Source organism: Streptomyces sp. NPDC001020 (assembly GCF_053599115.1).
Genome location: NZ_JBSFLQ010000042.1, coordinates 46152 through 63052 on the forward strand (window position 1 = coordinate 46152; position 16901 = coordinate 63052).

General features: G+C 69.2%; 16 protein-coding genes and 1 pseudogene. 7 read left to right on the plus strand and 10 right to left on the minus strand.

The annotated features are described in order from the left end of the window. Positions 1 to 55: 55 nt before the first annotated feature. On the plus strand, positions 56 to 289 hold the full coding sequence (locus tag ACWDEX_RS30795) for a hypothetical protein (RefSeq protein WP_450467745.1): 234 nt from the start codon (positions 56 to 58) through the stop codon (positions 287 to 289). 287 nt (positions 290 to 576) lie between these two features. Continuing rightward, positions 577 to 1365, plus strand: coding sequence for an SAM-dependent methyltransferase (locus ACWDEX_RS30800; RefSeq protein WP_450467746.1), 789 nt, complete (start codon positions 577 to 579; stop codon positions 1363 to 1365). A 138-nt stretch (positions 1366 to 1503) separates the two neighbouring features. Here the strand turns inward: ACWDEX_RS30800 and ACWDEX_RS30805 are convergent, their stop codons facing one another. From ACWDEX_RS30805 to ACWDEX_RS30825, 5 genes are all read right to left on the minus strand, one after another. After that, positions 1504 to 2559 carry a 2-aminoethylphosphonate ABC transporter substrate-binding protein gene (locus tag ACWDEX_RS30805; RefSeq protein ID WP_450467747.1) on the minus strand — a complete coding sequence of 352 codons (1056 nt, stop codon included), beginning with the start codon at positions 2557 to 2559 and terminating at the stop codon, positions 1504 to 1506. Positions 2560 to 2615: 56 nt separating this feature from the next. Then, on the minus strand, positions 2616 to 3413 hold the full coding sequence (locus tag ACWDEX_RS30810; protein WP_450467748.1) for an ABC transporter permease: 798 nt from the start codon (positions 3411 to 3413) through the stop codon (positions 2616 to 2618). Next, positions 3400 to 4206 (minus strand): 2-aminoethylphosphonate ABC transporter permease subunit, encoded by an 807-nt coding sequence (locus tag ACWDEX_RS30815; RefSeq protein ID WP_450467763.1) that lies wholly within the window; start codon positions 4204 to 4206, stop codon positions 3400 to 3402. The genes ACWDEX_RS30810 and ACWDEX_RS30815 overlap by 14 nt, the downstream gene beginning before the upstream one ends. 120 nt (positions 4207 to 4326) lie before the next feature. After that, on the minus strand, positions 4327 to 5157 hold the full coding sequence (locus tag ACWDEX_RS30820; protein WP_450467749.1) for an aldo/keto reductase: 831 nt from the start codon (positions 5155 to 5157) through the stop codon (positions 4327 to 4329). Positions 5158 to 5236: 79 nt separating this feature from the next. Continuing rightward, positions 5237 to 6439: an MFS transporter gene (locus ACWDEX_RS30825; RefSeq protein WP_450467750.1), complete on the minus strand. Its 1203-nt coding sequence runs from the start codon at positions 6437 to 6439 to the stop codon at positions 5237 to 5239. A 143-nt stretch (positions 6440 to 6582) separates the two neighbouring features. Between ACWDEX_RS30825 and ACWDEX_RS30830 the strand changes: the two genes are divergently transcribed. Continuing rightward, a complete protein-coding gene (locus tag ACWDEX_RS30830; protein ID WP_450467751.1) occupies positions 6583 to 7047 on the plus strand; it encodes a MarR family winged helix-turn-helix transcriptional regulator in 465 nt (154 codons plus the stop codon). Here ACWDEX_RS30830 and ACWDEX_RS30835 read toward each other — a convergent pair. Beyond that, positions 7025 to 7819 carry a hypothetical protein gene (locus tag ACWDEX_RS30835; RefSeq protein ID WP_450467752.1) on the minus strand — a complete coding sequence of 265 codons (795 nt, stop codon included), beginning with the start codon at positions 7817 to 7819 and terminating at the stop codon, positions 7025 to 7027. The genes ACWDEX_RS30830 and ACWDEX_RS30835 overlap by 23 nt on opposite strands. A 92-nt stretch (positions 7820 to 7911) precedes the next feature. After that, positions 7912 to 11676, minus strand: a complete 3765-nt coding sequence (locus tag ACWDEX_RS30840; RefSeq protein ID WP_450467753.1) for a S8 family peptidase — start codon at positions 11674 to 11676, stop codon at positions 7912 to 7914. A 369-nt stretch (positions 11677 to 12045) separates the two neighbouring features. Between ACWDEX_RS30840 and ACWDEX_RS30845 the strand changes: the two genes are divergently transcribed. Next, positions 12046 to 12870: an alpha/beta fold hydrolase gene (locus tag ACWDEX_RS30845; RefSeq protein ID WP_450467754.1), complete on the plus strand. Its 825-nt coding sequence runs from the start codon at positions 12046 to 12048 to the stop codon at positions 12868 to 12870. A 120-nt stretch (positions 12871 to 12990) separates the two neighbouring features. Here ACWDEX_RS30845 and ACWDEX_RS30850 read toward each other — a convergent pair whose 3' ends face one another. Beyond that, positions 12991 to 13539: a YciI family protein gene (locus tag ACWDEX_RS30850; RefSeq protein ID WP_450467755.1), complete on the minus strand. Its 549-nt coding sequence runs from the start codon at positions 13537 to 13539 to the stop codon at positions 12991 to 12993. Positions 13540 to 13635: 96 nt separating this feature from the next. Next, a complete protein-coding gene (locus ACWDEX_RS30855; protein ID WP_450467756.1) occupies positions 13636 to 14145 on the minus strand; it encodes a MarR family winged helix-turn-helix transcriptional regulator in 510 nt (169 codons plus the stop codon). Positions 14146 to 14222: 77 nt separating this feature from the next. Here ACWDEX_RS30855 and ACWDEX_RS30860 point away from each other — a divergent pair, with 77 nt between their 5' ends. Next, on the plus strand, positions 14223 to 14942 hold the full coding sequence (locus ACWDEX_RS30860; RefSeq protein WP_450467757.1) for a DUF4386 domain-containing protein: 720 nt from the start codon (positions 14223 to 14225) through the stop codon (positions 14940 to 14942). A 31-nt stretch (positions 14943 to 14973) separates the two neighbouring features. Beyond that, complete coding sequence (locus tag ACWDEX_RS30865; protein WP_450467758.1) at positions 14974 to 15738, plus strand: SDR family NAD(P)-dependent oxidoreductase; 765 nt, start codon at positions 14974 to 14976, stop codon at positions 15736 to 15738. A 210-nt stretch (positions 15739 to 15948) separates the two neighbouring features. On the opposite strand, the gene ACWDEX_RS30870 is transcribed toward ACWDEX_RS30865, so the two are convergent. Further along, the gene (locus ACWDEX_RS30870; protein ID WP_450467759.1) at positions 15949 to 16338 is read right to left on the minus strand and encodes a hypothetical protein; all 390 of its coding nucleotides are present in this window, start codon (positions 16336 to 16338) and stop codon (positions 15949 to 15951) included. A gap of 261 nt (positions 16339 to 16599) precedes the next feature. On the opposite strand from ACWDEX_RS30870, the pseudogene ACWDEX_RS30875 reads away from it, so the two are divergent. Then, positions 16600 to 16901: pseudogene (locus tag ACWDEX_RS30875) on the plus strand (hypothetical protein); the annotation flags it as partial.

Below are 16901 nucleotides of genomic sequence, written 5' to 3' on the forward strand. Positions count from 1 at the left end.
CATCCCGACCGTACGACGATCCGTATGGCGAGGCACAGCTAAGGAGTGAATGTTCATGGCAGTGTGCGAGGTCTGCAGCAACGACTACGACATGGCGTTCGAGGTACGGGCGGCGGGTGCCGTCCACATTTTCGACAGTCTGGAATGTGCGGCCCAGATGATGGCCCCGTCCTGTGACAACTGCCAGTGCCGCATTCTCGGCCATGGCTTGCAGGCCGACGGCCAGTTCTTCTGCTGTGCCCACTGTGCACGTCAGCGCGGACACGCACAGCTGGTCGACCACGCCTGAGCGCGCCGGCCCATCCCGGGCCTTCATGCGCGCTCGACCTGGGAGGAGCCCCTCCTGGGTCCGTGTGACCACTACCGGCGCGGTGTACGCCTTGGTAGCGTGCGCTCCCCGGCGCGGCCGAGCCGCGCCGGGGGCGGTAAGGGGGCGACCGATGGATCAGCGCACCTTCGTCGACGAACCGGCATCGGCCAACGACGCGTCGCCGTAAGGCAACCCGTGGTGTGCGAGACTGCGGTGCTCGACAGCACGGTTCGGTCTTTCGGTCTACTCGCACGACGGAGTTCGTCATGACGTTAGGCAACCCCAGCCCTCCGCAGATCGACACCAGCAAGGCGCATCCCGCGCGGGTGTACGACTGGCTCTTGGGCGGCAAGGACAACTACCCCGTGGACGAAGCGGTGGGCCTTGGACTGCCGTCCGAAGCGCGGGACGGCGCCCGGCAGAACCGCCAGTTCATGCACCGGGCCGCCACCTGGCTCGCCGGGCAGGGCATCGACCAGTTCCTCGACATCGGAACGGGCATTCCCACCGAGCCGAACCTGCACCAGATCGTCCAGCGTGCCGTGCCGCACGCGAAGATCGTCTACGCCGACAACGACCCGATCGTACTGAGGCACGCCGAGGCACTGCTGGCGAGTCGCCCCGAGGGGCTCACCGACTACATCGAGGCCGATGTACGCCGGCCAGGAGAAATCATCGAACACGCCCGGGGCGTACTCGACTTCGAGCGCCCGGTAGCGCTGTCCCTGATCGCGCTCATGCATTTCATCCCCGACGAGCAGGACGCGTACCGAATCGTCGGCGACCTGCTTGCCTCGCTGCCGCCGGGCAGTTACCTCGTTCTGTCGCACGCCGCGTCCGACCTCGACCCGGAGCTGGCGGAACAGGCCGCCGCCGAGTACGCCAAGGGTGGCATCCGCCTCGGTTTCCGCACATGGGCCGAGGTCGCTCACTTCTTCGACGGCCTGGAGCTCGTCGAACCCGGTCTGGTGACGGCCCCGGAGTGGTTCAAGACGTCCCCGGCGCCGACGCCCGAGGGCAGCGGCATCTATACCGGAGTGGCCCGCATTCCCTGACCGGGACCAGGCATTTCCCCCCGGTGGGGTCCCGCATCGAGGATCTGACGTACGTCCTCGACGGCCGGCGTGTGGTCACTGACGACCCCCTGCGCCGCCTCGTACAGCCGACCTCCTTCGGCGACCGCGTGCCGCTCCTCAGCTGCCGGTGGCCGACTTCCAGGCGTCGACGTACGAGGTGAGGTCCTGGCCGATGGTGTCCCAGCCGGGCTCGAAGACCTCGACGCCGTCCATGAGCTTGCTCAGGGCGATCGCGTTGGCGTCGGTGGCCTTGACGTCCCGGCGGGCGGCAAAGCCACCGCCGATCTCGCTGACCTGCGCTTGCGCCGTCCGGCCGAGCATGTAGTCGAGGAGCTTCCTGCCGTTCTCGCTGTGCGGGGCCTTGGTGACCAAGCCGGCGGCGTAGGGCAGGGCGAAGGTGGTGGGCTTGCCGCCCGCGCGGGCCGGGAACCAGATGCCGAGGTTCGGCATGGTCTTGGACTGGGCGAAGTTCATCTGCACGTCGCCGTTGGCGACCAGCAGCTCGCCCTTGTCGACCTTGGGGGCGAGCTTGCCGGTGGAGGCGGAAGGGCCGACGTTGTTGTCCTGGAGCTTGTGGAGGTACTCCATCGCTGACTTCTCGTCGCCGAAGTCGTGCAGGGCCTTGATCAGGACGGCGGTGCCGTCGCCTGCGACACCGGGCGTGGAGTACTGGAGCTTGTTCTTGTAGGTGCCCTGGAGCAGTTCCTCCCAGGTGGTCGGTGCCTGCTTCAGCTCCTTCTTGTTGTAGACGAACCCGAAGTAGTTGTTGACGACGGCGGTCCAGGTGCCGTCGGCCGCCTTGTCGGCGCCGTCGATCTGGGCGGCACCCTTCGGGGTGTACTTCTGCAGCAGGCCCTTGCCGTCTGCCTGCTGGATGAACGGAGGGAGGGTGACGAGCACATCGGCCTGTGGGTTGTTCTTCTCGCGCAGGGTGCGCTGCACCATCTCCCCGGAGCCGCCCTCGACGTACTTGACCTTGATCCCGGTCTTCTTCTCGAAGTCCTTGAAGACCTGGTCGTACCAGCCGTCACCGTTCTCACCCTTGAGGCCGTCGGCGCTGTAGACGGTGACGACCTTCTGGTCCGAGGCGGCGGAGGAGCCGCCGCAGGCGGACAGCGCGGGAGCGGCGAGGACGGTCAGGGCGATCGCGAGCTTGAGCGTGTTCCTGGGCATGACGAAGTGAACTCCTTGCGGGGAAAGGGAGATTGTTCGGGAGAGGCGCTACCGGGCTACCGGTACGAGGCCTTGGTGCGGATGCGGGAGACGGCGAGAAGGACCAGAAGAGTCGCCGTCATGAGAAGCACGGCGAGTGCGGAGCCGGCGAACAGGGAGCCACGGTCGGTGGCCGCGTAGATCAGGACCGGAAGCGGTGTCCAGTCGGGCGGATAGAGCATCATCGTGGCGCTCAACTCGCCCATGGACAGGGCGAAACAGAGCCCGGCCGCCGCGGTCAGAGACGGCAGCAGGAGCGGCAGCTTGACGCGACACAGGACGTAACCGGGCCGGGCGCCGAGGGAGGCGGCGGCTTGTTCGTACGCCGGGTCGAGGCGCACGATCGCGGCGGACACCGACTGGTAGGCGAAGGCGGTGACCAGCACGGTGTGCGCGGCGATCACGATCCAACGGGTGCCGTTGAGCAGCATCGGCGGCTTGGAAAAGGCCACGAGGATCGCGAGTCCCACGACGACGGAGGGCACGGCGACGGGCAGGACGAAAAGTGTGTCGAGCAGCCTGCGCAACCGCTTGGGCAGCGCGGCCGACGCGAGTGCCGCCCAGCCGCCCGCGGCCAGCGCGATCAGGCTCGCGGCGGCCGCCGTGACCAGGCTGGTGGTCAAGGCATGGAGGGCCTCGCCGTGGGTGGCGGCGCTGTAATGGGCGGTGGTCGCGCCGGAGGGCAGGACGCTCGACCAGTGGGTGGCGAACGAGGCGGCGAGGACGACGAGCAGAGGCAGGGCGAACAGGGGGACGAAGAGGACGAGGAACAGGGCCCGGACGGCCCACCTCGCCCCGCGGCTATGCACCAGCACGACGGCTCACCACCCGGTAGAGGCCGTACAGCCCCACGGAGATCAGGACATTGACGACGGCGACCACGCAGGCGCCCGGGTAGTCGGATTCCAGGATCGCCTTGCCGTACACGAGCATCGGGAGCGTCGTGACGCCCTTGGCCCCGGTGAACAGCACGATGCCGAACTCGTTCAGGCACAGCACCAGGACGAGACTCCCGCCGGCCGCGAGTGCGGGCAGCGCCTCGGGCAGGATCACCTGCCGGATGATGCGGGGCGCACGGGCGCCCAGCGAACTGGCCGCCTCCAACTGCGCGGTGTCCAGGTGCGAGAAGGCGGCGAGCAGCGGCCGCATCACGAACGGCGTGAAGTAGGTGATCTCGGCGAGCAGCACGCCCCAGGGCGTGGTGAGGAACTGGAAGGGCCCCTCGGCCGCACCCGTGACGTCCGTCCACATTCCGTTGGCCATGCCGACCGTGCCGTAGATGAACAGCAGGGCCAGTGTGATCAGGAAGGACGGGAAGGACAGGAAGACATCGATGAACTTGGCGACGACCCGCGCCCCGGGAAACGGTACGAAGGCGATGACGAGGGCCAGGAAGAATCCGAGGACCAGACATCCGGCCGTGGCCGCCGGTGCCAGCCAGACCGTCGTCCACAGGGCCTCGCGGAAGGCGCCGGAGGCGAAGACGTCGGCGTACGGCTGGAACGAGGTGCCGCCGGTGTCCGGCTGGAGGGACTGCTGGACGACGAGGAGGAGCGGGTAGAGGAAGAAAACAACGAGGAGAGCGACGGGGGGCAGCGCCCAAAGCAGTCAGATCGTCGCAGACACGGAAACCGATTCATGCCTGCGCTCCGGGCGAGCGTATGGCGGCGCGCGCCCGGAGCGGGTTTTACCTGAGAGCCGCCTGCCCAGGCCGGCCCGTGCGGCAGATCAGTTGAAGTCGTCGGGGTGGGGGCCGGTGCGCAGGCCCCGGTCCGTCGCGCTGATCGCGGTCATCTCCTCGTCGGTCAGCTCGAAGTCGAAGACGTCGAGGTTCTCGCGGATGCGGGCCGGGGTGACCGACTTGGGAATGACGATGTTGCCGAGCTGCAGGTGCCAGCGGAGCGCCACCTGTGCCGGGGACTTGCCGCTACGGGTGGCGATCTCGGTCAGTGCGGGGTCGCCCAGGACCGCACCTTGGGCCAGCGGGCTCCATGCTTCGGTGGCGATTCCGTGCTTGGCGTGGAAGGCGCGCAGTTCGGCCTGCTGCAGCCCGGGGTGCAGCTCGATCTGGTTGACCGCCGGAACCAGCGCGCTGTGGTCCAGCAGTCGCTGCAGGTGGGTGGACTGGAAGTTGGATACGCCCGCGGCTCGGATGCGGCCCTCTTGCGTCAGGCGTTCGATGGCGCGCCAGGTCTCCAGGTACAGGTCACGGGCAGGAGTGGGCCAGTGGATGAGGTAGAGGTCGACGTAGTCGAGGCCCAGCTTGGCCAGGCTGTCGTCGAAGGCGTGCAGGGTGGCGTCGTAGCCCTGCTCCGCGTTCCACAGCTTGGTGGTCAGGAACAGTTCCTCGCGGGGTAGCCCGGAAGCGGCGAGGGCCTGGCCCACGCCGGTCTCGTTTCCGTAGATCGCGGCGGTGTCGATGCTGCGGTAGCCGGCCTCAAGGGCGGTGGTGACGGCCGCGGCGGTCTGATCGTCGGGTACCTGGAAGACGCCGAAGCCGAGCCGGGGGATCTCGACGCCGTTGTTGAGCAGGACGGTGGGGATGGCGGGGGTGGTCATGGTGGTTCGGTCCTTCAGTAACTGAGCTGAGTGAGGGTGTGGCGGATGGCCTGGGCGCTGAGATGCGCTCGGGCTCGGGTCAGTGATGGACGGGGGCCTGCGGCATGGGGGCGCTTGCAGGGGTGACGGCCGTGCTGGACGTGCGGCGCTCGAGGGCGGCGGACCAGAAGGCGAGGCCGAGGGCGGCGGTGGCGAGGATGGCTCCGACCCAGTTCGGGGCGGTGTATCCGAAGCCGGCGGAGATGACGATGCCGCCGAGCCAGGCGGAGAGCGCGTTGCCGAGGTTGAACGCGCCGATGTTGACGGCGGAGGCCAGCGTGGGTGCGCCATGGGCCTGGTCCAGTACGCGCTTCTGGAGCGGGGGAACGGTGGCGAAGCCGAGGGCGCCGATGAGCAGGATCGTGACCGCCGCGAGGATCTTGTTGTGGGCGGTGAGGGTGAACAACGCCAGCACGACGGCGAGGCCGCCGAGGGTGGCATACAGCATGGGCATCAGCGCACGGTCGGCGTAACGGCCGCCGATCAGGTTGCCGAGGAACATACCGACGCCGAACAGCACCAGGAGCCAGGTGACCGCGCCGTCGGAGTAGCCGGCGACATGGGTCATCATCGGGGCGATGTAGGTGATCGCGGCGAAGACGCCGCCGAAGCCGAGCACCGTCATCGCCATGGCCAGGACGACCTGGGCGTTGCGGAAGGCGGCCAGTTCCCGGCGCAGGTTGGCGCCCTCGGGGCGGGGCACGGCTGGGACGAGCTTGGCGACGCCGAGCAGCCCGATGACGCCGAGCGCCGCGACGCCTGCGAAGGTGATCCGCCAGCCGACGGCCTGGCCGATGAAGGTTCCGAGCGGCACTCCGAGGATGTTGGCGACGGTCAGCCCGGTGAACATGGTGGCGATGGCGCCGGCCCTCTTGTGCGGGGCGACCAGGTCGGCGGCGACGACGGAGCCGATGCCGAAGAAGGCGCCGTGGGCCAGGGAGGTCACGATGCGGCCGGTGAGCATCAGGGGGAAGCTCGGCGCGAGCCCGGAGAGCAGATTGCCCATCACGAACAGGCCCATGAGGAGCATGAGCATGTTCTTCCGGCTGACCTTGGTGCCGAGCACGGTCATCAGGGGGGCGCCGGCGACGACGCCGAGCGCGTAGCCGGTGACCAGGAGGCCCGCGGTGGGGATGGAGACGTCGTAGTCTCCGGCGATCTCTGGCAGCAGGCCCATGATCACGAACTCGGTGGTTCCGATCCCGAAGGCACCGATGGCCAGGGCGAGGAGCGCGAGAGGCATGACGCAACCTCCATATGATTGCTTGTGCGTCTTACGAGCTCCGACAATAATTGCAGACGCCGCCTAATTGCAAACACAACGATTGCGGGCGCTGTATATTTGCAAGCGCCGCAAGAAGCGGCAGCGTCGCGGAAGGAGAGGCCATGACCGCCACTGACTCGGCCACCATCGGGCTCGCCCACGGCTGGTACGCCCTCTCACTCCTGCACGGCCGTATCGAGACGCACATCGAACGCGCCTTGCAGAGCGGCCACGACCTGAGCGTGCGCGAGTACTCCCTCCTGGACGTTCTCAGTCACCAGCACAGCGGCGAGGGCGGTCACCTGCGCATGAACCAGGTCGCCGAAGCCGTCGTACTCAGCCAGAGCGCCACCACCCGCCTGGTCACTCGCCTCGAGGACCGCGGCCTGCTGTCCCGCTACCTGTGCGCGACCGACCGCCGCGGCATCTACACCGACGTCACCACCGCCGGGCTCACCCTTCTGGCCGAAGCCCGCCCCACCCACGACACGGCCCTGCGCGAAGCACTCGACAGCGCGAGCGCCGACCCGCGCCTCGCGCCCCTCGTCGACACCGTCGAAGCGCTCAACCGCTCGACGACCGGCTGAACCCCGATGCCACGACGGGGGCACGCCGAAGGCGAGCCCCCCGTACGCGAACCAGGCTGACGTGATCCCGGTCGACGCCCCGATCCATGACCGACGGCGTCGAGGCCCGCCCTTCAGGCGACGCCTTTCGTGTGGTGGCCGAGGTGCTCGTCGGCCAGTGCCGCAACCTGTTCGGCGAGCGCCGCCAGTCGAGGTTGCGGCGCGCCGCCGTCCGGGCCAGGCGCTCGATGTCCTCTTTCCACGCTCCGGTGGCCGAGTCGGCTTCGCCGACGCCGGCGAAACCGCGGTTCACGAGCCCGCGAGCGTCAGCTGCTCGGTGCCTGGCCACGGCCTCGACGGCGCCGACCGCGTTGGCCAGCGCACTGGCCGGCCGTGACCACTCGCCCTCGCGGGCCCGCGCCCCGGGATTCGCCCGGTCGTAGTCCGCGTCGTCGGCGATGGACAGCGCTCGCACCGACAGATCGAGTCGCCAGAACAGCGGCACCTCCTCGAAACGGACGAACAACAAGCGGCGCCGATCGGAATGAAGGAAGTCCGGGTCGCTGCGGACTTCGGCCACGGGCTGCACCGTGTGCAGAACGGTTCCGACCCGCGCCACACACGCGGCGAACAGGTCGTCGGGCACCAGCCACTCGACGTCGATATCACTGAAGGCGTCCGCGTTGCCCGCCGCGAGCGACCCCAGCAACACCGTCCGCGACCCAGGGAAGTTCCGTTCCAGGGCGGCTCGCGCGCCGGCTGCCAGACTCTCGCGGTCACCTCGGAACTTCATGCGGGACACCATAGAGCCGGCGTGCGTTCCACGAGAACGGGCGGCACCCCCGTGGGGGGTGCCGCCCGGCGATCGGTGGCTGTGGCCTGGTACTACCGCACGTCGTACGCCCGGGTCACGGTCTGGGTGACGGAGTTGCCGTTCGTGTCCGTCAGTTCGACCTTCAGCGTGACCTGCTTACCGGAGGCGCCCGCGTGGTTCACCGTCGCGGTCCAGGTCCCCTCATGTTCGGCGGTCGCCGCCTTGGACCAGGTGGTGCCGCCGTCGTAGGAGTACGAGAGCTTCGCGGCCCGCAGGGCGCCCGGCTGATAACCGGCATGGCCGGTGACGCCGAGGGTGATGCTCTGCCCGTCAGTCGCGGCCAGCGTCTTCAGCCCGTCCTCGGGCAGTTGGTACTGCGGGAAGAGGAGAGGCAGCCCCTGCGAGTACACGTTCTCGTCGAGCTTCGAGCGGAACGACCAGGTGGTCTCGGTCGACGTGGACCGCTTCCACACCTGCGCAGGCTGTCCGAACTTGGCGGTGTGCAGGGTCAGTTCGTACGCCGAGTCGGCCGCCGGGACCTCGAATACACCGGAGGGGAAGGGACTGGAGCCGGCCTCCTGACCGTTGATGCGCAGCGTCATCGCGCCGGTGTCGCCGAACGAACCCTGTATCCCGGCGTGTTCGCTGTCACCCCAGAAGCCGGGAGCGACGCCGATGAGGTTGCCCTGCCGTTCGGCGGCGAGTTGCTCCTTGCCCGAGGCGTCACGCGGGGTGGTCGGGCCTACGACGCCGCCGTACCAGCTTTCGGTGCGCTGCGCTCCGGCCTTGTAGGTGTGGGCGGTGCCCACCATGTACTCGCCCCAGGGGAAGCTGCTGGAGAGCGCCTGTGAGAAGCCGGTGTCGCCCGCCGAGTAGTACTCGGTGCGCTTGCCGGGCACCGCGACCTGGTCGAAGAAGCCGGTCACGGGGACATCGGCGTTCGGCCGGTGCGCAGTGACCATGTCCAGGTAGTCGCCGGCCACACCCATGCCATGGTACGTGGCCTCGGTGCTGCCGAGTTCGGTGTCCCGGACGCGGTAGGCGCGGTCGGAGTTGATGGGGCCGTTCTCCGGGAAGGCGAGGTTGTACACGTACGGACTCGCGGCGGTGGCCTGCCAGTCGAGGGTGACCGGGCCGGAGGACAGCCGGTCCAGGACCGTCTTCGCCTCGTCAGCGGGAAGCGCGAGCACCGGCACGAAACCGCCGGTGTAGCCGACGCTGGGGTACCAACGCGCGGCGGAGTCATGGTAGACGACGAGCGCGACGGCTCCGGCCGCCTGAGCGTCCCTGGCCTGCTGCAGGACGGAGGTGCTGTCGTCCGGGACACGAACCAGTGCGATCTTGCCCTTGACCTGGGCCGAGGCGAGTTCCGCGGCGGTGCCGGCACCCGCGTCGACGACCGCGGCCTTGCCGGTGCCGTCGAGGTTGACGGAGCCGGTGCTGCCGGTGACCGGGTGCAGGCGCGGCCCGTCCACGACCCCGAAGTCGGTGATCTGCGGGGCGTACCGGCGCCAGTAGCTACCGAACTCGAAGTCGCCTTCCTTGGCGCGGCCTTCGACATCGGCGTAGTAGCCCTTGACCGAGCGTCCGCCGCTCAGCGAGCCCGCGTGCTGCCAAGTGCCGCCCCAGGAGCGGGAGAAGGCCAGCGTGGCGTCGCCGTTCTCGGTGGGCCGGTCGGTGCGCACGGACAGCCGGTGCGCCTGACGCGCATCGAGGACGACAGTGGTGTCCTTGGCGATCTCCAGCTGCGGACGGGCCGCGTACGCCACGGAGTTCACCAGGTTGCTGTCACTGTCCGGCGTGGTGATGAAGGAAGAGAGGAAGTAGCTGCCGGGACGCACCTGGTACGTCTGCTCGGCGGCGCCGTCGTTGTAACGCCGCTCGCCGGTCGCGTCGTCCGTGCCGATGAGGTCCAGGGACGAGGAGCCGGCGGCAGGCTTGCCGCTGCGGTCGACCACCTTGACGCGGAGGCTGACGGTCTGCGGCTGGACGTACAGCGAGAACGGCGTGGAGACGGAGGCTTTGCCGTCCGTGGCGATGACGCGGCCGGTGATGTCGCCGTACTGGCTCGCCTTGAGCGAGGCGGACGGGTCCAGTCGGAGCGGCACCTTGACGGTGGCGCCCGCCGGCACGGCCACCGACTTCTCGCCCAGCTTGGCGAGGGCCGAGTGGACGGCGGACCCGTCGTTGCCGGTGACGCCCTGCACGCTGAGGTTCAGCGTGACCGGCTTGTCGCTGTTGTTGGTGTAGGGCACGTCGACCGTGGTGCGGTCTGCCTTGCCCTGTGGCCAGTTGAAGCTGCCGCCCTGCACTGCGGGGGCGCTGAGTACGCTCTGGTCGATCGCGGCCTTCACATCGAGGCGTCCGCCACCGGTCTCGCGGACGTCGCCCGGGATGGCGCTGTCCGCGGAGGACACGAGTGCGGCCTTGATCTGCTGCGCGGTCCAGCCGGGGTGCCGCTGCTTGACGATGGCGGCCGCTCCCGCGACATGCGGGGTCGCCATCGACGTGCCGCTCATGCTCTGGTACGCGTAGACGCCTCGGCCGCCCGCGGCGGCGGCGGAGATGTCCACGCCGGGCGCGGCGATCTCGGGCTTGAGGGTGTGCGAGTCATAGGCGGGGCCACGGCTGGAGAACCACGCGGTGGAATCGTCCCGGTCGACGGCGCCCACGGTGAGCACGCTCGGCGCACAGCCCGGCGAGGACACCGAGTTGAGCGACGGCCCCGTGTTCCCCGCCGCGATGACGAACAGGGTGTTCTTGCTGGTGCGGGCCAACTCCTCGGTGGCTGTGGCCATCGGGTCGGAGCAGTCGGTGCGGGCCGGGTTGCCGAGACTCATGGAGACGACGTCGGCGCCCTGGTCGACCGCCCACTGCATGCCGGCGATGATCCATGAAGTGGCACCGGAACCGGAGTCGTTGAGCACCTTGCCCACGAGAAGCTCGGTACCCGGCGCGACGCCCCGCTTCTTGCCGTCGCTCGCCGCTCCGGTGCCGCCGACCGTGGAGGTGGTGTGGGTGCCGTGACCCTGACGGTCGGTGGTGTCGGGCGAGTCGGTGAAGTTCTCGGAGGCGTCGATCCGCCCCTTGAGATCGGGGTGTTCGGCGTCGACGCCGGTGTCGAGCACGGCAACCTTGGTGCCCTTGCCGTCGTACCCGGCGGCCCAGGCCTCGGGTGCGTGCACCTGCCGCGTCGACTTGTCCAGAGTGGCCTGGACCTTGCTGTCGAGCCACAGCTTCTTCACGGCACCGGCCGCCCGGGAGCGCGGGCTGCTGATGTCGGCCCAGAACGAGGCGGCGTTCTTCTTGTCGGCCTTCAGCGCGACGCCGTCGACCGCGTCGAGGACGAGACCGCGCTTCGCGCCGTGCGGGGTCGCGGGCACGCTACGGGCGACGTCGACGGACTTGTCGTAGACGGCGATGAGCGGCAGTACGTCAGAGTGCGCATCGTCATAGCCCTGGCGTACCAGGCCGGTGACGTTGAACAGCTCTTCGTCGAGACGGCCCGCGGCGATCGCCGCGGCGGCGCTCTCGGGATAGACGTAGAGGTCCTTGCCGATCTGCCGGGTCTGGACGAGCGGTGCGCTGCCGTCCGAGGCGGGCAGCGCGGTCGCTGAGCTCCGCCCCGACGGGTCCTTGGTGACCAGGACCCGGTCGCCGGTGACGAGCGTGACGACGGAACCCGCGCCGCGCGCCGCGGCAGCGGAACTTCCTGTCAGAGGTCTCTTCTGTGTGGCGGTGTCCCCGGGCGCCTGCGCCACGGAGGGCAAGGCCGCGGTGACGGCCAGGACGGCGGCTGTTGCCGCCCCCAGGGCTGTACGCGATATCGAGCGCATCGCTCTCCCAAGTCTTGGCATCGGCGTCTGACCGCCCATGCCACGTGTGCCGAATTCACCCACGCCGGTACGGCCCGAAAGGCGTACTGCGGACGCTGGTTGGTGCTGCGGTGGCGCTACCTTCGCAGACGGAGGGGTGGTGCGGGGAAGACGGGCCGAGGCGGTTTTGCGCCGTGGCCGTTTCCCGCCAGCAATCCGCCGGGACACACAAGGAGGGGCATCACCGGATGTCGCCGGCCCGGACCGCTTCCGCTGCCGTGCCTGCTGTGTCAGTAGAGTTGAAGGAAGTGGTCGTTGGATGCCGCGGGCCCACCACCACCCCGAGCGCCGCCGTCTCACCGCTTGCACCAAATGTCTGGAGGGCCCTGCATGACCTGGACCGAGTACGCCGTGGTGCGCGACGGTGTCCGCCTTTCCTGCCGCGACTGGGGCGGATCGGGCCCACCCGTTGTCCTCCTGCACGGGCTTGCCGGTCATGCGGGTGAATGGGATGTTCTCGCAGGGAAGTTGAGCGCTCGTCATCGTGTCGTCGCCGTGGACCAGCGCGGACACGGAGTCAGTGAGCGCAACCCGGGCGATGTGTCCCGCGCCGCCTACGTCGCCGACGTCGTCGCCGTCTTTCACGCACTCGGCCTGCATCGTCCCGTGTTGGTCGGCCAGTCGCTAGGCGGTCACGCGGCCATGCTCACCGCTGCCGCGCATCCTGACCTCGTCTCCGCGCTCGTGCTCGTCGAGGCCGGTCCCGGTGGCCCGAACCCCAATGTGCAGGCGGAGATCGGCGGATGGCTCGACTCGTGGCCCAGGCCGTTCACCTCGCGCGAGGCCGCCGTCGCGTTCCACGGCGGTGGACCGGTCGGTGAGGGTTGGGCCGCCGGTCTCGAGGAACGCGACGATGGCTGGTGGCCTCGCTTCGACCGCGATGTGATGGTCGACTCCCTGGCGGAGAACGCCCGGCGTTCCTTCTGGGACGAGTGGGCGAGCATCACCTGCCCGACCCTGGTCGTGCTGGGACAGTCCGGCATCATCCCGCCGGAGGAGATCAGCGGCATGCTCGGCCGTCGGCCGCAGACGGTGGCGGTCAGCATCCCCGGGACCGGACACGACCTGCACCTGGAACAACCGGCCGTTCTCCATCGGCTACTTCGGAGGTTCCTCGCCGGGGACGCCGAACGTTCCCCCCAGGGGCAGACCTGACCCGGGTGCCGACGGAGCCGACCTGAGTACGCTCGCGGACGTCGCTGGTTCGCAGAGTCACTGCCTGAACCTGCGCCCGAAGGGCTTCAGTGGCGCCGTCGGCCCGACATCCTCAGGTCATCACACGCGCCCGCCGAACTGCCAGTTGTGCACCTCGATGTCGGCGTACCGGTCCGAGGTCAGGATGGCGCGTGCCGTGTCCGGGTCCGGTGCCCGGACGAGCGCGGCTGTGCCCAGCCAGACCTCACCGTCGTCGGACAGCAGCGGCCCGTAGGCGATCAACTCGTCCCGGTCGTACGGCACCGTGAGGTCGGCGGGCTGCCCCTCGCCGAGGCCGAGCACCAGGTACCGGTTGCCACCGGTCCGGCCGCCGGGGAAGTCCCACATGGTGCGCCCCAGAGTGTTGCGCCACCGTCGCAGCAGCACGTCCCGGTAGACGCCGGCCTGGTAGGTCGGCTCGTCGAAGGCGAACGCACGGGCAGCGGCGGGATCGGGCAGATCGACGATGTGCACGCTGCCGGTGGGGGTGTCGCCGTCGTCGGCGAGTGTCGGGCCCCGGGCGATCATTTCCTTCGCGTACCGGTCCATATAGGACCAGTGCTCTTCCAGTAGTGCGTGGCGCAGCGTCAAGGAGCCGGGCCGGTCACGGTGGTAGCAGAGGAACTCCATGCCCAGAGGATCTCCTCACGGAAGCCACCAGTCGAGCGAGTTTCGCCGACTCCTCCCAGGAGTCGCTCCGCCGTCGGGGAGGCCGACGGCTGCCGATCACCGGTTGCGGGCGGGGCGGTCGGCTCGCAGCGACCGGTAGCCGGGGTGCACCCCTGGGGTGAGTTCCTGCTGTTCGGCCAGGCGTCTGAGCAGTCCGGCCAACTGCTGGTGCTCGTCGGGGGACAGTGTCTGGCACAGGTGTTGCTCGTGAGCTGCCGCCGCCTCGCGCAGCCGGGCCAGCGTCTCGAGCCCGTGTTCGCTCAGGTGCAGTGCATACAGGCGCCGGTCGTTGGAGTTCCGGCGGCGCTCGATCAGGCCGCGTTCCTCCAGATCGTCGGCGAAGGAGACGAAGCGGCTCGGCGGCATGCCGAGGTCGTCGGCCAGTTCGCGCTGGCTCCGGCCGGGGGTCCTGGCCAGCAGGCGTAGGAGTCCGGCCTGTGCGGGAGTCAGGTCGAGGGCGGCGATCCGCTCGGCGAACAGCTGAGCCGCGTGGGCTCCCAGTTGCGCCAGCAGGAAGGCGACGCCGCCGCGGAGCGCCGGGCTCCCGTCCTCGTTACTGGTGCTCATGACGGCATCATACACGCTTGACAATCGTTCCAAGCTGTAATCATTATCGTGTGTAATCGCTGACCCCTGGAGAAGTCATGGCCATTACCCCCGCCCCCTCACGCCCGGTGGAGAGGACGCGACGCCCGCAGTCCGGGCCGCCGCTCCTGGCCCCCGTCCTGGCGTTCACCGCGCTGACCATCGCCTACGTGGTCGTGAACCGCTCCACCCCACACCCCGACGCCTCCGGCCTTGCGGTCCTGCACTACGCCCGCAGCCATGACACCGCGATCAGGCTGGGCTCCTTCCTGTTGTTCGCCTCCGCAGTGCCGCTGGCGCTGTGCGCCGCGGTGTTCTACCGGCGGCTGCGGGCCTTGGGAATCACCGCGCCCGGCTCGGCGATCACCTTGGTCGGGGGAGTACTGGCCAGCAGCGCGCTGACCGCAAGCGCGATGTTCACCTGGAGCAGCGGTCGCCTGTCGGAAGACGCCCCCGCCACCCTCGCCCGCGTGCTCGCGGACCTGTCATTCCTGTCCGGTGGCCCCGCCTATGCGGTGATGTACGCCCTGTTCACCGCCGGGATTTCGGTGACGGGCCTGTTGGCCGGCCTGCTGCCGCGCGCGGTGACCTGGACCGGACTGCTGATCGCCGCCGCCGGGATGCTCTCCACACTGACCCTGCTGGCCTCCGGCTTCGCCTACCTCCTGCCGGTTGTCCGCTTCGGCGGCACCGTATGGCTGCTGTTCGTCGCAGTGCTGCTGCCGCGCACCCGCCGCCGCACGCCACACGGGCAAGAGCCCCACCCCGCCTCGTCCTGACCAACCATCCCCAACCAAGGAGCCACTACAGATGTCTGGCAACTTCCCCGACCTGAGCGGCAAGGTCGTATTCATCACAGGCGGATCGCGCGGCATCGGTGCCCGGACCGCACAAGCCTTCGCAGCCCAGGGCGCCAAGGTCTGCGCTGTCGGACGGGACCTTCAAGCCCTGGCCGCGGTCGTCGCCGGTATCACCGACGAGGGCGGCACGGCGATCAGCGCGGTCGCCGACGTCACCGATTCCTCCGCGGTGGACGAGGCGCGCCGGCAGGCCGAGTCCCGGCTCGGTCCGGTCGACGTCCTGGCTGCCTTCGCTGGAGGGCAGGGCTTCCCTGTCCCGTCCGTGGAACTGACCGAGCAACGCTGGCGTGAGGTCATCGACTCCGACCTCACGTCGGCGTTCGTCACCATCCGCGCGTTCCTGCCGGGCATGGTCGAGCGCGGCAGCGGCTCGATCATCACCATGTCCTCGGCAGCCGGTCGCCAACCCAGCCAGGCCAATCTCGCCTATGGTGCAGCCAACGCCGGGTTGGTGATGCTCACTCGGCACCTGGCCACCGAGGTCGCACCGCATGGGATCCGCGTCAACTGCATCGCCCCCTCGGCCGTCCTCACGGAGACGATGGAGGCCCGCATGCCCGTCGCCGTGCAGGCCAAGGTCGCCGTCATGCATCCGCTGGGCCGCATGGGAACCCCGGACGACGTCGCCCGCACCGCCTTGTTCCTCGCCTCCGAGGACGCCTCCTGGCTGACCGGACTCACCATCGACGTCGCCGGCGGCCGTGTCACCGGCTGAAGAGGACCGCCGGGGCGCTCACCGCACCCGCACCGAACGCGGCAGCCCGCCCGTGCAGGAAGCGTGCTCCCGGTCGTCGGAAGGGGCGGCCGGTGTCCGGCGCCCTCGTGTGGGGCCGGCGCCTTCTGTCATGGCGGGCGGGGCCAGAGATGCCTGAACCTGGCCCCGTCAGCCGTCAGCCGTCAGCCGTCAGCCGTCAGCCGTCAGCCGTCAGCCGTCAACTCGGCCACCGCGCCACGGAGGCGGGGTGGCCGACCTGCGGGCGGCCTCGTCGCGATGCAGAGCCCTTGTCATCTGGCCGCGCAGCCGGTCCTGCAGCCGATCCGCCAGTTCATGTGCCGTCGCCTCCTGGGCATGAACGACCATGTGCGTGCTCCGCATGACAAGCTCGGCCACTGCGGACCAGGGCTGCGCGGTGTGATGCGCCGCTGCCTTGCTGATCCTCACCTCACCACTGGCGACTGGAATCCCCGGCCGACTGAGGAGCGCGTCGACCTTGGTCTTGACGTATCCGAGAGCTTCCTCGTCCACATTTCCTTCCGCCCGTACCTGTACGGCGACCATGGTGCTGAGGTGGGTGCCGGTCTTCTTGGCAGTCATCTGCTCCGCTCCTCCCGATCGTTTGGTCGGCGGCTCCAGACTCCTGTGAGGAGCGGCCCTCGCCCAGGGCTGTCAGGCCCCAGGAGCGGGACCAAAGGGCCTTGCCTGCCAGGGCACGGCTCGCCGACCGACAGGCCCGCGCGCAGGGACGTTCAGCCCAATCGGTCGAGACCTTCGGCATCCGGCACAACGCCGCGCATCCGACGAGAGTGAGAGGCGTCAGGCGAAGCAGGACCTGATCACCCTGGAGGGATCACAGTCATGACCGCGCACGAGCACTCTCACCGGAGCTCGGTCTTCCACCGGCCGACCTTCCGTCGGCACCGAGCCTCCGCCCCCGCATCCGCCGTGTCGGCACACGCCGACTCGCGCGCGCACTCCGCAGTGGCCTGCGCCCTCGCGTCTCTGCGCATTCTGACCGGGTTCATCTTTCTGTGGGCGTTCCTGGACAAGACCTTCGGCCTTGGTTACTCCACGGCGTCCGGCAAGGGCTGGATCGACGGCGGGTCGCCGACGAGTGGCTTCCTCGGCTCGGTCGCGGTGGGGCCGATGGCGTCGACGTT

Coding starts and splice junctions, on each gene's coding strand:
- ACWDEX_RS30865 (WP_450467758.1), top strand. CDS start 14,974: ATGTCTGGCAACTTCCCCGACCTGAGCGGCAAGGTCGTATTCATCACA.
- ACWDEX_RS30840 (WP_450467753.1), bottom strand. CDS start 11,676: ATGCGCTCGATATCGCGTACAGCCCTGGGGGCGGCAACAGCCGCCGTC.
- ACWDEX_RS30800 (WP_450467746.1), top strand. CDS start 577: ATGACGTTAGGCAACCCCAGCCCTCCGCAGATCGACACCAGCAAGGCG.
- ACWDEX_RS30855 (WP_450467756.1), bottom strand. CDS start 14,145: ATGAGCACCAGTAACGAGGACGGGAGCCCGGCGCTCCGCGGCGGCGTC.
- ACWDEX_RS30820 (WP_450467749.1), bottom strand. CDS start 5,157: ATGACCACCCCCGCCATCCCCACCGTCCTGCTCAACAACGGCGTCGAG.
- ACWDEX_RS30835 (WP_450467752.1), bottom strand. CDS start 7,819: ATGAAGTTCCGAGGTGACCGCGAGAGTCTGGCAGCCGGCGCGCGAGCC.
- ACWDEX_RS30825 (WP_450467750.1), bottom strand. CDS start 6,439: ATGCCTCTCGCGCTCCTCGCCCTGGCCATCGGTGCCTTCGGGATCGGA.
- ACWDEX_RS30850 (WP_450467755.1), bottom strand. CDS start 13,539: ATGGAGTTCCTCTGCTACCACCGTGACCGGCCCGGCTCCTTGACGCTG.
- ACWDEX_RS30870 (WP_450467759.1), bottom strand. CDS start 16,338: ATGACTGCCAAGAAGACCGGCACCCACCTCAGCACCATGGTCGCCGTA.
- ACWDEX_RS30860 (WP_450467757.1), top strand. CDS start 14,223: ATGGCCATTACCCCCGCCCCCTCACGCCCGGTGGAGAGGACGCGACGC.
- ACWDEX_RS30805 (WP_450467747.1), bottom strand. CDS start 2,559: ATGCCCAGGAACACGCTCAAGCTCGCGATCGCCCTGACCGTCCTCGCC.
- ACWDEX_RS30830 (WP_450467751.1), top strand. CDS start 6,583: ATGACCGCCACTGACTCGGCCACCATCGGGCTCGCCCACGGCTGGTAC.
- ACWDEX_RS30845 (WP_450467754.1), top strand. CDS start 12,046: ATGACCTGGACCGAGTACGCCGTGGTGCGCGACGGTGTCCGCCTTTCC.
- ACWDEX_RS30795 (WP_450467745.1), top strand. CDS start 56: ATGGCAGTGTGCGAGGTCTGCAGCAACGACTACGACATGGCGTTCGAG.